The sequence below is a fragment of the Thiobacillus thiophilus genome (genome assembly GCF_055378705.1).
In genome coordinates this window covers 602,414-617,342 of record NZ_AP042404.1, presented here as the reverse complement: position 1 = coordinate 617,342, position 14,929 = coordinate 602,414, and the positions used below count along the sequence as shown (strand labels likewise).

Below are 14,929 nucleotides of genomic sequence, written 5' to 3'. Positions count from 1 at the left end.
GATGTCCTGAAAGAGGTGGGTGGGATTTTACCGTGGGTGGAGAGTGTTTCGCCGGACTGCGGATCGGTGGCCTGGGGTAGCCCGGCGGCTAGCAGCCTGTCGGACTTGAACTCCGCACGACGGCGATTTCCCCAACAGGGGCGGTGTTTGCGCAATATGCAGGCATCTTTAGCCGCTCATTGATTAATTTCATTGCGAGGAGCGCAGCGACGTGGCATACGATTCCACATGGGCTTCAGCCCATAGTGGATCGGAGTCCTTTAGGGCAATCCAGAAATGCCCGCTTAATCGATACGCTGGATTGCTTCGCTGCGCTCGCAATGACGGCCATATCGAATTAATCAATGCTTCCCTAGGGGCCTGCGGATTACAGTTGTCTGGCACCAATGCCTCGAACCATTTCGATATACAGCGATTCCACACGCTCCCGTGCCCATGGAGTCCGGCGAAGAAACTTGAGGCTCGACGTGATACTCGGGTCATGGATGAAGCAGCGGATCTCGATTTTCCGCCCCAATGCATCCCAGCCATAGAATGAAACCAGTTCGTTCAATAACTGTTCAAGTGTGACACCGTGGAGTGGATTGTTGGGCTGAGTCTCATGCATGGTTCTAAAACTTGGCCTAACGGATGACGCTGTTCAACGCTCGATGCCCAGCAACTCGATTTCAAAGGTCAATTCGGTATTGGGTGGAATGACGCCGGGAACACCACGAGTGCCATAAGCAGTAGCCGCCGGACAGGTGAGTCTGGCTCTGCCACCCACGTTCATTTTCTGCACACCCTGGGTCCAGCAAGGGATGACTCCCCGTAGCGGGAAGGAAGCGGGCTCGTTGCGTTTATACGAGCTGTCGAACTCGGTTCCGTTTGGCAGTGTTCCGCGGTAATGCACGCGGACCGCGCTATCTGCGGTGGGCGAAGCACCCTGACTTGGCTTGATGTGGGTCACCACTACACCAGAAGGCAGTGTTTCCGTACTCGCGGCCAGTCCCTGGGCGCTGACGCTGACTGCTGCAATTGCTATGAGAGTTTGAAGTGTGCGCATTGAAAATCCAATATAAATAGGGGGTCAGGTAACGCCCTGTATGTTAGCTCAGCAGCCATCTATCCTGGATCGCTTAACACACCCGGCCACGTTCCTTACCCCAAATATCGCACTTCCATGGCCCTATATCGGTCCGCCCCCCATACAGCCCCGCTGGGACACAAAAAAGCCACCCCCCGCGTCAGAATAGTTGTCGCCCCGATATGATCCAGGACTTGGGAGGATAAGGATGAAAGATGGTTCGGTACGGAGAAGCATTCAGGAACAGAGAATTTATAGAAGTGCCCTTAATGCCATTATCGAACTTGCACTGGTTTATCTTTTTTTTCGTGCTACATCTGACATTGACTGAAGGCCGCGTATGGTATCCGTGGCCGCCGTCATGCGGGCCCTGTGGTCGCGCCGCCACGATGCGATGAGGTGGTTCTCGACCACAACCATCGTGCTGGGCGTGCTTCTGCTCTTGTTCGGGATACTTCAATGGTCGACTGCCATCGCGCGCCTTTTTAATTTCTGGTTCGTGTTCTTCGATGGAACCCGGGTCGCTGTCCTGTCGCTTTGGGCCACCTTGTATGCCGGATGCCAGTCGGATGAAATCCGGATAGCGAGCCGGATCATCGCGCGAATAACCGCATCCAGCCAAACGTTCATCAGAGCCGGGCGGCACGCTTGCGTGAAGTGAGAATCTGTAAAGCACTGAACAAGTGAATGGTATTGTCGCGGCGACGATGCCCTCCTTGGCTGAATGAAGGAATCTGCATGCCCGACCAACGCGACCAACTATGCATCAATACACTGCGCTTTCTGTCACTGGACATGATTCAGCGCGCCAACAGCGGCCATCCCGGCATGCCGCTCGGTGCGGCGGCGATGGCTTACGCGTTGTGGATGCGCCAGCTCAAGCATCATCCGGCCAACCCGCACTGGGTTGATCGTGACCGCTTCGTCTTGTCGCCCGGACACGGATCCGCGCTTCTCTACAGCCTGCTGCATCTGACTGGCTACGACCTGTCGCTGGACGACATCCGGCAGTTTCGCCAATGGGGAAGCAAAACGCCAGGGCACCCCGAGCGCGGTCACACCCCCGGCGTCGAAGTGACCACCGGTCCGCTCGGGCAAGGGCTGGCGAATGCGGTCGGCATGGCGATCGGCGAAGCGAATCTGGCGGCGCGCTACAACCGCGACGGTCACACGGTGATCGACCACCATACATGGGCCATCGTCAGCGACGGCGACCTGATGGAAGGCGTCGCCTCCGAGGCCGCGTCGCTGGCCGGGCACCTGAAACTTGGCAAGCTGATCTGCCTCTACGACGACAACAGCGTCACGCTGTCGGGCGGGACCGACATCACATTTTCTGAAGACCGCGCCAAACGCTTCGAAGCCTATGGCTGGCAGACTATCAGCGTGGCCGAGGGCAACGACGTGGCCGCGATCGGCGCCGCGCTGGATGCCGCCCGCGCCGACACTTCCCGGCCGTCGCTGGTTCTGGTGCGCACGCACATCGGCTTCGGCTCGCCCGAGCAGGACAGCTACCGGGCGCACGGCTCGCCGCTCGGCGCCGAGGATATGAAAAAAACCAGGGAGACGCTTGGCTGGCCTCTCGACCCACCGTTTTTCGTGCCGGAGCCGGCGCTGGCACATTTTCGCGAGGCTCTGGGCCGGGGTGCCAGGGCAGAAGCCGAATGGAATGGCCGAATGGAAACCTATGCCAGGGCATTTCCAGAACTGGCAAAGGAACTGCAAGGCCGACTGCACGGCGAACTGCCATCGGGTTGGGATGCCGATATCCCGGTGTTTCCCTCCGATGGCAAGGGCATGGCCACCCGCGTCGCCAGCGGCAAGATCATGAACGCATTCGCCACGAAACTGCCTGCACTTTTCGGCGGTTCGGCCGATCTGGATCCCTCCACCCATACCGCACTGAAGGGGCTGGGCGATTTCAACCCGGCAATGGCATCCGGCGAGGACACTGAAGGATCCGACGGCGGCGGCTGGAGTCATGCCGGGCGTAACCTGCACTTCGGCGTGCGCGAACATGCGATGGGCGCCATCGTCAACGGTCTCGCTGCGCACGGCGGCTTCATCCCGTACGGCGCCACCTTCCTGATTTTCTCCGACTACATGCGCCCGGCGATCCGCCTCGCCGCGTTGATGGGCGTGCACGTGGTGCACGTTTTCACCCACGACAGCATCGCGCTTGGTGAAGACGGCCCGACCCACCAGCCGGTGGAGCAGCTGGCCAGCCTGCGCGCGATTCCCAACCTCACCGTGATCCGTCCCGCCGACGCCAACGAAACCGCGGTGGCGTGGAAGGTGGCCGTGGAAACCCGCGGCCGCCCGGTGCTGCTGGTGCTGACCCGGCAGAATGTCCCCACGCTCGACCGTGGCCGTTATGCCGGTGCCGATGGCCTGCGCCGTGGCGCGTATGTGTTGAGCGATGCGAAAGATCACAAGCCGGCGCTGATCCTGATTGCCAGCGGTTCCGAGGTCAGCCTGATTCTCGCCGCTGCCGAGCGCCTGCAAAGCGAAAATATCGCCGTGCGCTGTGTGTCGATGCCGAGCGAGGAATTATTCGACGCCCAGCCACAGGCTTATCGCGATCAGGTGTTGCCGCCGGACGTGAGGGCACGACTGGCGGTCGAGTTGGGGGTGTCCCAGGGCTGGTTCCGCTATGTCGGCGCCGATGGCGACATGCTCGGCGTCGAGCGCTTCGGTGCCTCGGCCCCGGCCGGTGTCCTGCTGCGCGAATACGGCTTCACGGTAGAGAATGTGGTCACGCGTGCCAGGGCGCTGCTGGCGCGATGATTGACGGTCGATAGTCGGGGCGGTGCGGCCCACGTTCTGCCATCAACGGAGAGCATGCCCATGAGCCATCCATTCAAAGTCGGTGACCACGTACGCTGGAACTCAGAGGCCGGCCTGGTGAGCGGCAAGATCATAAAGGTGCATACGCGCGACACGGTCTATAAAGGATACACGCGGCACTGCACGCCGGAAGACCCGCAATACGCGATCCAGAGCGACAAGACCGATCATATCGCCATGCACAAGGGCGCAGTGTTGCACCGGATATCCTGAGCCATGCCGCTCGATCGCGGCGTCACGGATGTCGGAACGATCTGGACGATCGGTCACTCAACCCGTACGCTGGCGGCGTTTCTCGACGTGCTGGTCGAATACCGCATCGAGGCAGTCGCCGATGTCCGGCGCTTTCCCGGTTCGCGCCGTTATCCGCACTTTGCGCGGGATGCGCTGAGCGAAACGCTGCTGTCGCACGGTATCGCGTATCAGTGGTTGCCCAAGCTCGGTGGCCGGCGGCCGGTGCAGCCCGATTCGCCGAACGATGCCTGGCGCAATGTTTCGTTTCGCGGCTATGCAGACTATCTTGCGAGTGCGGAGTTTGCCGAGGGCCTGGACGCGCTACTTGCCCTGGCCCGGCAGCGGCGCACCGCGATGATGTGCGCCGAAGCGGTATGGTGGCGGTGTCATCGCGCGCTGATCGCCGACGTATTGCGCGTGCGGGGGATCGAAGTGGTCCACATTATCGATGCCACGCACAGCATGGTGCATCCGTATACGTCGCCGGCCCGCATCGTCGACGGCCGGCTGACCTATGCGCTGGCATCCGAACAATCATCTTGATAGGCTTGCCGGGAATGGATGCGATTCCGGGCAGGGGCAGGAGGACGATATGACCTACGTGGTGACCGAGAGCTGTATCAAGTGCAAGTACACCGACTGCGTCGATGTGTGCCCGACCGACGCGTTTCGCGAAGGCCCCAACTTTCTGGCCATCGACCCGGACGACTGCATCGACTGCACGCTGTGTGTCGCGGAATGTCCGGTGGATGCGATTTTTGCTGAAGATGATGTGCCGAAGGACCAGACACGATTCATCGCGCTCAATGTGGAGCTGGCAAAAAACTGGCAGCCGATCGTCGAGAAAAAAGACCCTCTTCCCGAGGCGGACGAATGGGGCAAGGTGAAAGACAAATTCGATCTGCTGGAGCACTAGTGTCACGAACCGGAAATAACGAAACATGAAACAGCGTCTTTTTCCGCCATGCGTCGTTGCAGCCCCTTGCCGTATACCCCATACGGCTGCGGGTCTGCGCCTAGCCTAGCGAAAAAATCCATCTATTTCATTTGTTCCGCTATTTCCGGTTCGCAACACTAGGCCACGCAGTCGTATTCCGCTTACCAGTAACTCTCGACGCTGATGTTTCCGGGATCGCTGCGGCGATTTCTCTTAAGGCCGCGCCCGCTCAGCACGTGCTGCACCTCTTTCAGCATCTGCGGGTTGCCGCACAGCATGATCTGGCTGTGAGCGGCGCTGAGTTCGGTGCCGGCGCGGGCTTCCAGACGTCCATTTTCGATCGCGTCGGGAATGTGGCCGGGGAGAGCGAATTCGGTGGATTCCCGACTGACGAGCGGGACAAAGCTAAACTGGTTCGCATACGATTTCGTGAATTCATCGATCGTGTCCCGATACATGAGCTCACTCGTCAGGCGCGCTGCCTGCACCAGAACAATTCGTTCGAAGCGCCGCCAGGGTGCTTCTGTTTTCAGAATGGACAGGAATGGGCCGATGCCGGTGCCGGTGGCGAGTAGCCAGAGGTCACGGCCGCTTGTTATCTCGTCCAGGACCAGAAAACCGCTGGCGTGCGGTGCGACAAGCACAGGGTCTCCCGCGTTCAGGGCGGCCAGTTGCCCGCTTAATGGGCCGTCCGGGACGATGGAAAAACAGAATTCGAGCGGGTGTTCACCCGGTGCATTAACGAGGGAATAGGGTCGACCGAAGGTTTCGGCGCCAATCTCCAGCCCGAGCTTGAGGAACTGACCGGCTTTGAACGGTGCGATTTCGGCATCGACCTGCAGCGAAACGAGCCGCTCTGTCCACACAGTCTTGCCGACGACTCGACCTTGTACCCATTGCGCCATGACGTCCCCAATCTGATAACGATTGAATTACACAGCCCGCAGTCCAATCTGCAAGCAACGTTGTCGGGCCTGATCGAACAATGAACGGAGCCCACACTACGCCATCTGCGGCCAGAGGCAGCGAATTCAAGCAGGCGGGCTGATAGGGGCCTGGCGGTCGGGCAGGTCTTCCCGCCGTAGTATGAACACGAACTGGTCACCGTTCTCGGTATCGATCCAGGTGAAGGGCAGCGTGGGATAGGCGGCTTTCAGCACATCGCGGTTATGGCCGATTTCGACCAGCAGCAGGCCACCGGGATTGAGGTGGGCCTTGGCCTGGGCCAGAATCTGCCGCGTGGCGTCCAGGCCGTCCTCACCCGAACCCAGCGCCGGTTCTGCCTGGTACTCCGGCGGCAGTGCGGCGACCGATGCGGCGTTCACGTAGGGGGGATTGCTGAGGATGACGTCGTAGGTTCGCCCCTCCAGCGCTGCGAACAGATCGGACTCGATCAGTGTGATGTGGCCCGCGAGCTCGTAATCGGCGACGTTGCGCGTGGCGACAGCCAGCGCATCCCTGGATAAATCGACTGCATCGATGCGGGAATTGGGGAAGGCCAGCGCAGCCAGGATGGCGAGGCAGCCCGAGCCGCTGTACAGGTCGAGTACGCTGCTCACTTCATCCGGCTTCTCGATCCACGGCGCCAGCTGCCCGTGCAGCAGTTCGGCGATGAAGGAGCGCGGCACGATCACGCGCTCGTCGACATAGAACCGGTGTTCCCCCAGCCAGGCTTCGTGCGTGAGATACGCCGCCGGCAGGCGCTCACGCACCCGGCGCTCGATTACCGCCTGAACCTCCTCCGATTCGCCATGCGTCAGGCTGGCGTCGAGGAAGGGCTCCAGCCGGTCGAGCGGTAGATGCAGGGTATGCAGGATCAGATAAGCGGCCTCGTCGAAGGCGTTGTCCGAACCGTGGCCGAAAAACAGCTTGGACTCGTTGAAGCGCGACACCGCGAAACGAAGCCAGTCGCGGACGGTGATGAGAGATTCGGTGTCGTCGAAATGTTTCATTGAAATTTTCTAAAAATCGATCCGCGAAGGACGCGAAAATACGCGAAGGAAAACCAGCATTAAACTAAAGCTGGCGTCGAGTTTCACTAAGGCTATGTCACTGTTGGCTGTTGAAGTCATGTCTTGCCCCCTCTGATCAAGCCTCCACCCTGCGGCACCCCGAAGGCGGCCCCGTGGGAGCGGCTTCAGCCGCGATGCGGGCGGTAGCCCGCAAAGGTGGCGCGGCAAGACCCTGGCGAGCATTTGCTCCTTGCTCCTTGCGGCGCATCGCGACTGAAGCCGCTTCCACGGGACTGGCCAACACCAACAAATAACGGTGAAAGAGCCTAAAAAAACCATTTGTCGGATTTCAGCCCAGCAGCTTTTCCAGCGTCTTCCGGTAAATCGCCGCCAGCTGTCCGATGTTCTCCACCGCGATGTGTTCGTTGATCTTGTGGATGCTGGTGTTGAGCGGGCCGAATTCGACCACCTCGCGGCAGATGTCGGCGATGAAGCGACCGTCCGAGGTGCCGCCGGAGGTCGACAGCTCGGGGGTGAGGCCGGTGACTTCGCGGATCGCTTCGGAAAGCGTATCGCACAGAGGGCCGCGCGGGGTGAGGAAGGGCTTGCCCGAGAGGTGCCAGTCGATTTCGTAATCGAGGCTGTGACTGTCGAGGATTTCGTTCATCGCGTCCATCAGGCCTTCCGCGGTGCTGGCGGTGGAAAAACGGAAGTTGAACTGGATCTCGACCATGTCGGGAATGACGTTGCTGGCGCCGGTGCCGCCATGGATATTGGATATCTGCCAGGTGGTGGGCGGGAAGTGGGTGTTGCCCTCGTCCCACATGGTATCGGCGAGCTCGGCAATCGCCGGCGCAGCGAGGTGAATCGGGTTTTTGGCCAGATGCGGATAGGCGATATGGCCCTGCACGCCCTTGACGCGTAAGGTGCCGGACAGCGAACCGCGCCGCCCGTTCTTGATGGCATCGCCGAATTCGGCGGCGCTGGTGGGTTCGCCGACGATGCAGTAGTCGAGTGTCTCGCCGCGCGCCTTCAGGGTTTCCACCACTTTCACCGTGCCGTCGGTGGCGGGGCCTTCCTCATCCGAGGTGATGAGAAACGCGATCGAACCGGGATGATCGGGATGCGCGGCGATGAAGTGTTCGGTGGCAGTGATGAAGGCCGCATTCGAGGTCTTCATGTCGGCGGCGCCGCGCGCATAGAGCTGGCCGTCGCGCAGGGTCGGTTCGAACGGATCGGACAGCCACTGGTCGAGCGGGCCAGTCGACACCACGTCGGTGTGGCCGGCGAAACAGACCGCCGGGGAAGCCGTGCCCTTGCGCGCCCACAGGTTGTCGACGTCGTTGTGACGATGGCGCTCGATGTGAAAACCGAGCTTTTGCAGGCGCGCGGCGATCAGATTCTGGCAACCGGCATCGTCGGGCGTTAGCGAGCGGCGCTTGAGCAGCTCGATTGCCAGCGCTAAGGTCTCTTTGGCGAGGGTTGCGTCCTCTGGCGTTTTATTGGCCATGTCGGGTCATACTCCAAAAATGGCTTGATAATGGTCTTCGGTAAAGCCGAGATGATAACGGCCGTCGCGCTCCAGCACCGGCCGTTTGATCACGCTGGGCTGCGAAATCATGAATGCAATCGCGCTGGCTTCGTCGGTGACGGCGGCCTTTTCCGCATCCGGCAGCTTGCGCCAGGTGGTGCCGCGCGTGTTGAGCAGCGCCTGCCAGCCGGTTTGCGCCGCGACCTTGCGCAGCCACGCGGCGTCGACGCCCTGTTTTTTGAAGTCGTGGAAGGCGACTTCAAGCGTGTGCCCGGCGAGCCAGGCGCGCGCTTTCTTCACCGTGGTGCAGTTGGGAATGCCGTAGAGCTTCATGCCGTTCAGTCGTCCGCGCCTGGATCTGCTGCGCATGGACGTAAAATCAGGAAAACAAGCCGCGATTCTAACCGACCTGATGCCCCACGCCGTTCATTCCCACTCCGCGCCACCGCCGCCCGGCGAACCCAGCCTGCGCTCCATCAGCCATCTGTTTCCTTACCTGTGGGAATTCCGCGGCCGTGTGCTGCTGTCGCTGGCACTGCTGGTCGGTGCCAAGCTGGCCTCGGTGGCGGTGCCGCTGGTGCTGAAGGAAATCATCGATGCGCTCGACCGGCCGCGCCCGGAACTGGTGCTGCCGCTGGCGCTTATTCTCGGCTACGGCCTGTTGCGTTTTGCCAGCGCCACTTTTTCCGACCTGCGCGACGTGATCTTCGCCAAGGTCACGCAACGCGCGATGCGGCGCATCAGCATGGCAGTGTTGCAGCATCTGCACGCGCTGTCGCTGCGTTTCCATCTGGAGCGCCATACCGGCGGCATCACCCGCGACATCGAGCGCGGCGCCAGAGCGGTGTCTAGCCTGGTCGGTTTTTTGCTGTTTCGCATCACGCCGACCATTCTGGAAATCCTGATGGTTGCGGGCATTCTGTTCGTCAAGCTCGACTGGGTGTTCGGGCTGATCACGCTGATCACCCTGGCTGCCTACATCGGCTTCACCATCACCATCACCGAATGGCGCACCCAGTTCGTGCGCCGCGCCAACACGCTCGATTCCGAAGCCTATGGCCGCGCCATCGACAGCCTCCTGAACTACGAGACGGTCAAATATTTCGGCAATGAGAAATACGAAGCCGAGCGCTATGACAACAGCCTCGTCGAGTGGGAGCGGATGGCGCTGAAATCGCAGCGTTCGCTGGGGATGCTCAATGCCGCCCAGGCTGGCGTCATCGCCATCGGCGTCACCCTGATGGTGCTGCGCGCCGCCGCCGGCGTGGTCGATGGCTCGCTGACCCTGGGCGATCTGGTGATGGTCAACGCCTTCCTGCTGCAGATGTTCCAGCCGCTGAATTTTCTCGGCGTGATGTACCGCCAGATCAAGGAGTCGATCACCGACGTCGAACGCATGTTTGCCCTGCTGAAACGGCCGCGCGAGGTCGCAGATGCGAAGGATGCGCGCGCGCTCGAGGTGACCACCGGCACGGTGAAATTCGAGCACGTGAGCTTTTCCTACAACCCCGACCGTCCGATTCTGAACGATGTCGACTTCACCATCCCGGCCGGCAAGACGCTGGCGGTGGTGGGGTCGAGCGGCGCCGGCAAGTCGACCCTGGCCCGCCTGCTGTTCCGCTTCTACGACGTCGGCGCCGGCAGCATCGCCATCGACGGCCAGGACATCCGCCAGGTCACGCAGGACAGCCTGCGCGCCGCCATCGGTGTGGTGCCGCAGGACACCGTGCTGTTCAACGACAGCATCTACTACAACATCGCCTACGGCCGCCCCGGCGCCGGCCGCGACGAGGTGATCGAAGCTGCCCGTGCCGCGCACATCCTGGACTTCATCGAAAGCCTGCCGCAGGGCTGGGATAGCGTGGTGGGCGAGCGCGGACTCAAACTCTCGGGTGGCGAGAAACAGCGCGTGGCCATCGCGCGCACCCTGCTGAAAAACCCGGTGATCCTGATACTGGACGAGGCCACTTCAGCACTCGACACCCGGACCGAAAAAGCGATCCAGGCCGAGCTGCTGGAAATCGCCCGCGACCGCACCACCCTCATCATCGCCCACCGTCTGTCGACCGTGGACGAAGCCGACGAGATCCTGGTGATGGAAAACGGCCGCATCGTCGAACGCGGCCGCCATCCCGAACTGCTGGCGAAGGACGGCGTGTACGCCCACATGTGGGCGCTGCAGCAGCAGGCCGAGGAGGAGGAGGACAAATGAAGCAGACTTTTCTGCAACGATTCCGCTCTCGTGCCGCCTTGCGGGCCTTGGCCCGCGGCGTTGTTGCTTCGCGGCAGGCATCCGATCAGACGCACCATTGGGCGCGTCCAACTGCGGTTTCTAGCCTGGCAGCCTGTCGGACTTGAAGTAAATCGGCTGCAAATCCGCCTGGCCGGTCCATATTTCGCCGTTTTTTCGGGCAATAGAACGACTATTACCCTTCAAAACCGTCAAAATCTGTCCTCGGCCCAGCCGAATTTCCGCTTCGATTCTTCAAGTTTGACAGGCTGCTAGATTGAACGATGCGGCGCTCGCCCCGGGTTTCATGCGCATCACCACGGCGCTGCCCGAAGATAACCAGCACTTTGTCGATGCGTTGCGCGCTTTGCTGATGTAACAAGGAGAAATGACATGTATTCGAGAATACTGGTGGCAGTGGATGGCAGCGAAACGTCCAAGCATGCACTGCAGCAGGCGATCGAACTGGCCAAAAAGCTGTCGGCCAGCGTGCGCATGGTTCATGTCGTCGACATGAGCTGGCTACCGATCGGCCCGGAATTTGCAATCGATACCGGGGCGCTGAGTGCGGCGCGGCGTGGCGCGGGAGAAAAAATCATCGCGGCTGCTCGCGATGCCGTCCGGCAGGCCGGGTTCGAGGCAGAATCCGGCCTGATCGAAACCGAAACGCCTTTGCAGCGCGTTGCGGAAGCGATTGCCGAAGAGGCCTCGCACTGGGGCGCAGACCTGGTGGTGCTGGGGACCCACGGCCGTCGCGGTTTCCAGCATCTTGTGCTTGGCAGCGTGGCGGAGCAAATGGCCCGGCTATCTCAAGCGCCCGTATTGCTCGTTCCTTCGCCCAAGGTCTCTCCATCGGCCTGATACGAAGAAAGCGTGGTCCCTACAGTGCCATGAAGCCTGCGGCCTCGATTTTCAATACCCAATTCCGGATACCACTCGATAAATGAATGTCTTGCTTCAACCCGGTGTGCGGCGTCGCGAGGTGTGGGCCTGGGCGATGTACGACTTCGCCAATTCGGGCTACACCACGGTCGTCATCACCGCGGTGTTCGGCGCGTACTTTGTTGCCGTCGTTGCCGGCAATGCGCCGTGGGCGACGTTCGCCTGGACCCTCGCGCTGTCTGTTTCCTATGCGCTGATCATGCTGACCGCGCCGCTGGTCGGCGCCTGGGCCGACGCTCACGCCAGCAAGAAAAAGCTGCTGTGGCTGACTACGCTCGGCTGCGTCGGGTTTACCGCGGCGCTGTATTTCGCGGCGCCGGGTGCGCTGGGGCTGGCGACCGCGGCGCTGGTGCTGTCCAATTATTTTTTCGGTACCGGCGAAAATCTCATCGCTGCGTTCCTGCCCGAACTGGCGCGGCCGCGCGCGCTCGGTCGGGTCTCGGGCTGGGGCTGGTCATTGGGCTACGTTGGCGGGCTGGTGTCGCTCGGCGCAAGCCTGGCGTACATCGGTTGGGCGCAGGGGCACGGGCAGGGCGCGGCCGATTTCGTCCCGGTGGCGATGCTGATCACCGCCGCGATCTTTGCGCTGGCGAGCCTGCCCACGCTCTTGATGCTGCGCGAGCGTGCCGTCCCGCAGCCTGTCCACGCGCCGCGCAGCGCCTGGCAGCAGGTGCGCTACACCCTCGGCCATCTGCGCCAGTTGCCCGATCTCAGGCGCTTTCTTCTCTGTACCGTGCTGTACCAGGCGGGGATCCAGGCGGTCATCACGCTGGCGGCGATCTATGCCAGCCAGGTGTTTCACTTCGATACGCAGCGGACCATTCTGCTGGTGCTGGTAGTCAACATCACCGCCGCCATCGGTGCATTTGCCTTCGGCTATGTGCAGGATCGCATCGGCCATGTGCGGGCGATCGCCCTGACGCTTTCCGGCTGGATCGTAATGGTGCTGACCGCCTGGGCCGCGCCGGGCGAGGGACTGTTCTGGCTGGCGGCGAACATCGCCGGGCTGTGCATGGGCGCGTCGCAATCGGCGGGGCGGGCGATGGTCGGCCTGCTGGCGCCGCCCGCGCACCAGGCCGAGTTTTTCGGCCTGTGGGGGCTGGCGGTGAAGTGCGCCTCGATCGTCGGGCCGCTGACCTATGGCGTCGCCAGCTGGCTGACCGCCGGCAACCATCGCCAGGCGCTGCTGATCACCGGCGTCTGGTTCGTCGCCGGCCTGTGGGTGCTGCGCGGAATCCGGGCCGATCGCGGCCGCCGCGCGGCATATCGCTTTACCCTGCAGGCTGAAGAAGCCTGATTGGTGACGGTATAGCCGGCATGGGGGTCGAGCGGGCGTGGGGAAGCGGCGTGCGGCTGGGGCAGGCGCTGATCCGGGCCGAGTCGGGCACCCCGGACATCCGCAAACCCCATCAGGACGGGGCGATGACGAAACAGTTGCGCCCGCCTTTTTTGCCTTCGTAAAGTGCAAGATCGGCACGACTGATGGCGCTGGCCAGGTTCTCCGACTCGTGGACCCGGGCCAGGCCGAGGGTGACGGTTAGCGTCAGGGACTTGTTGTCGGTGATCGGCACCGGGGTCGTGCCGATCGTGGTCAGAACCCGGCGCGCCGATTGTTCGGCCTCGTCGGCCGATTTGCATTGCAGCAGCCAGAGAAATTCTTCCCCGCCAAATCGATACAGCGGCTCATTGCTTCGCAGGCTGCCTTTCAGGGTGCCGACCAGATGACATAAAACCTTGTCGCCCACGGGATGCCCATAGGTATCGTTGACCCGCTTGAAACAATCCACATCGATCATCACGACATACAGCTGGGTGCGGTTGCGCCGAGCCTCCTTCTGGTACAGGGCGAAATCGTTTTCGATACCGTAGCGCAGGGGCAGCCCGGTCAGCGGATCGCTTCGTACCGCGCTGAAGAGGATCAGGGTCTTGAAGTTGGCCAGCAGGCCGATCAGCTCGGACTGCGACTGCTCGAAAGCCTCCAGGTCGGTGTTGCGCCCCGGCTGCCCGCTCATGACACGGGCACAAATGGATCGAATGGCGTCATGCATGGTCCGGTGCGCCGCTTCCACGCGCAGTGTGGCCGGCGCATCCAGTGCCTCGAAATAGCCATGGTTCGCCATGAACCAGACGCCGAAACGGCAAAGGTTATGCGCCAGCGGGTCGAGCACATCCTTGTCGGGCGCCGTGCGCAGCACGGCGCAGCGGAGAATCCGGTGGGTCCACTCCATATGCGCCTCGACCGCAGCATCAAGCTCGGCGATGAAGGTTTCGGCTTCAGTGGGGAGGTCGGGCAATGTGTGTTCGCATCCTGTCGTTTTGACGTTGCACTGGGGAAATCGGGTGCTGCATAAGTCCCGATTATGCCTGCTTCGTTTTGGTCCGTGCCCGCTTCATGCTGTCGAAGCGTCGCCCGCCTCGGCGAGCTTCCCCAGCAGCTTCGTCAGCATGCCAATCTCCTTGGCGTCCAGAACACCCCGCACCCAGGCGCCGGACGTTTCCGCCAGTTCGGCCATCGCGCGCTCCACCAGTCGTTTTCCGGAGTGTGTGAGCTTGATGGGCTTGATGCGCAGATCCAGCTGTCGCCGCGACCGGGTTGCCAGATTCCTGGCTTCGAGTTGCTGCATGACCTTGGTCAATCCGCCTGACGTGATCATGACCGAATCCTGCAACTGCGACGGCGTCAGCTCATGGGGGGGCGGCGCATTGCGCAGCGTCGCCAGAACGTCGAATTCCGCTGGCGTCAAATCATGACGAGCCCATAGCGCGCGCGCCCGAGCGAAGGCCAGCCCCTGTGCCCGGTGCAGATGCAGCATCAAGGGCATCGCCTCCGGGGCGTGGCTTTCCGACCATTTGTGGCGTGGCATTTTCTTGGAGAGCGTCATGTCTTGACCTTCTGGAAGGCTCTTTCATCGTTATTTGTTGGTAGTGGCCAGCTCTTGTAGATGCGGCTAAAGCCGCTCCCACGGCGCTGACCAATACCAATAAACCCGGATTGTTCATTAGAGCGAGATGTTTTGGGTAGGGTGCACTCCGTGCACCTTCGGTGTGTCAATCGGTGCACAAAGTGCACCCTACGGCGCCGGCCAATGCCAATAAATAACGATGAAAAAGCCTTCTGGAAATCCGCATGGATTGTAACCAAGTGTAACTTATCTTGCTGGAAAGATAATTTTCCCATAGCATTCCCGTC

General features: G+C 61.5%; 16 protein-coding genes. 8 read left to right on the top strand and 8 right to left on the bottom strand.

All coding sequences use genetic code 11. The features are described 5' to 3' along the window. Window positions 1-367: 367 nt before the first annotated feature. Together ACZ41T_RS02960 and ACZ41T_RS02955 are read right to left on the bottom strand one after the other, a co-directional pair. Window positions 368-607, bottom strand: a complete 240-nt coding sequence (locus ACZ41T_RS02960) for a VF530 family protein (protein ID WP_464922994.1) — start codon at window positions 605-607, stop codon at window positions 368-370. Between the two features lie 33 nt (window positions 608-640). Next, window positions 641-1,045: an FKBP-type peptidyl-prolyl cis-trans isomerase gene (locus ACZ41T_RS02955; protein ID WP_464922993.1), complete on the bottom strand. Its 405-nt coding sequence runs from the start codon at window positions 1,043-1,045 to the stop codon at window positions 641-643. Window positions 1,046-1,427: 382 nt separating this feature from the next. Between ACZ41T_RS02955 and ACZ41T_RS02950 the strand changes: the two genes are divergently transcribed. The 5 genes from ACZ41T_RS02950 (at window position 1,428) to fdxA (ending at window position 5,063) form a co-directional block, all read left to right on the top strand. Continuing rightward, window positions 1,428-1,727 (top strand): hypothetical protein, encoded by a 300-nt coding sequence (locus tag ACZ41T_RS02950; protein WP_464922992.1) that lies wholly within the window; start codon window positions 1,428-1,430, stop codon window positions 1,725-1,727. Between the two features lie 77 nt (window positions 1,728-1,804). Further along, a complete protein-coding gene (gene tkt / locus ACZ41T_RS02945; protein WP_464922991.1) occupies window positions 1,805-3,853 on the top strand; it encodes a transketolase in 2,049 nt (682 codons plus the stop codon). A gap of 60 nt (window positions 3,854-3,913) precedes the next feature. Beyond that, a complete protein-coding gene (locus tag ACZ41T_RS02940) occupies window positions 3,914-4,126 on the top strand; it encodes a hypervirulence associated TUDOR domain-containing protein (RefSeq protein ID WP_464922990.1) in 213 nt (70 codons plus the stop codon). 3 nt (window positions 4,127-4,129) lie between these two features. After that, window positions 4,130-4,690, top strand: coding sequence for a DUF488 domain-containing protein (locus tag ACZ41T_RS02935; protein WP_464922989.1), 561 nt, complete (start codon window positions 4,130-4,132; stop codon window positions 4,688-4,690). A gap of 49 nt (window positions 4,691-4,739) precedes the next feature. Continuing rightward, entirely contained in the window at window positions 4,740-5,063 is a 324-nt protein-coding gene (gene fdxA, locus ACZ41T_RS02930; RefSeq protein WP_464922988.1) for a ferredoxin FdxA, read from the top strand. A 182-nt stretch (window positions 5,064-5,245) separates the two neighbouring features. Here fdxA and ACZ41T_RS02925 read toward each other — a convergent pair whose 3' ends face one another. The 4 genes from ACZ41T_RS02925 to ACZ41T_RS02910 form a co-directional block, all read right to left on the bottom strand. Further along, on the bottom strand, window positions 5,246-5,989 hold the full coding sequence (locus tag ACZ41T_RS02925) for a ferredoxin--NADP reductase (RefSeq protein ID WP_464922987.1): 744 nt from the start codon (window positions 5,987-5,989) through the stop codon (window positions 5,246-5,248). A 126-nt stretch (window positions 5,990-6,115) separates the two neighbouring features. Continuing rightward, the gene (prmB, locus tag ACZ41T_RS02920) at window positions 6,116-7,036 is read right to left on the bottom strand and encodes a 50S ribosomal protein L3 N(5)-glutamine methyltransferase (protein ID WP_464922986.1); all 921 of its coding nucleotides are present in this window, start codon (window positions 7,034-7,036) and stop codon (window positions 6,116-6,118) included. 349 nt (window positions 7,037-7,385) lie between these two features. Next, window positions 7,386-8,546: a succinyl-diaminopimelate desuccinylase gene (gene dapE / locus ACZ41T_RS02915; RefSeq protein ID WP_464922985.1), complete on the bottom strand. Its 1,161-nt coding sequence runs from the start codon at window positions 8,544-8,546 to the stop codon at window positions 7,386-7,388. 6 nt (window positions 8,547-8,552) lie between these two features. Next, the gene (locus ACZ41T_RS02910) at window positions 8,553-8,900 is read right to left on the bottom strand and encodes an ArsC family reductase (protein ID WP_464924015.1); all 348 of its coding nucleotides are present in this window, start codon (window positions 8,898-8,900) and stop codon (window positions 8,553-8,555) included. A 79-nt stretch (window positions 8,901-8,979) separates the two neighbouring features. Here ACZ41T_RS02910 and ACZ41T_RS02905 point away from each other — a divergent pair, with 79 nt between their 5' ends. From ACZ41T_RS02905 to ACZ41T_RS02895, 3 genes are all read left to right on the top strand, one after another. Next, the gene (locus ACZ41T_RS02905; RefSeq protein WP_464922984.1) at window positions 8,980-10,779 is read left to right on the top strand and encodes an ABCB family ABC transporter ATP-binding protein/permease; all 1,800 of its coding nucleotides are present in this window, start codon (window positions 8,980-8,982) and stop codon (window positions 10,777-10,779) included. Window positions 10,780-11,190: 411 nt separating this feature from the next. Then, the gene (locus ACZ41T_RS02900) at window positions 11,191-11,658 is read left to right on the top strand and encodes a universal stress protein (RefSeq protein ID WP_464922983.1); all 468 of its coding nucleotides are present in this window, start codon (window positions 11,191-11,193) and stop codon (window positions 11,656-11,658) included. An 82-nt stretch (window positions 11,659-11,740) separates the two neighbouring features. Further along, window positions 11,741-13,036: an MFS transporter gene (locus ACZ41T_RS02895; protein WP_464922982.1), complete on the top strand. Its 1,296-nt coding sequence runs from the start codon at window positions 11,741-11,743 to the stop codon at window positions 13,034-13,036. Window positions 13,037-13,148: 112 nt separating this feature from the next. On the opposite strand, the gene ACZ41T_RS02890 is transcribed toward ACZ41T_RS02895, so the two are convergent. Continuing rightward, entirely contained in the window at window positions 13,149-14,033 is an 885-nt protein-coding gene (locus ACZ41T_RS02890) for a diguanylate cyclase (RefSeq protein WP_464922981.1), read from the bottom strand. A 96-nt stretch (window positions 14,034-14,129) separates the two neighbouring features. After that, entirely contained in the window at window positions 14,130-14,621 is a 492-nt protein-coding gene (locus tag ACZ41T_RS02885) for a MarR family winged helix-turn-helix transcriptional regulator (protein ID WP_464922980.1), read from the bottom strand. Window positions 14,622-14,929 lie beyond the last annotated feature (308 nt).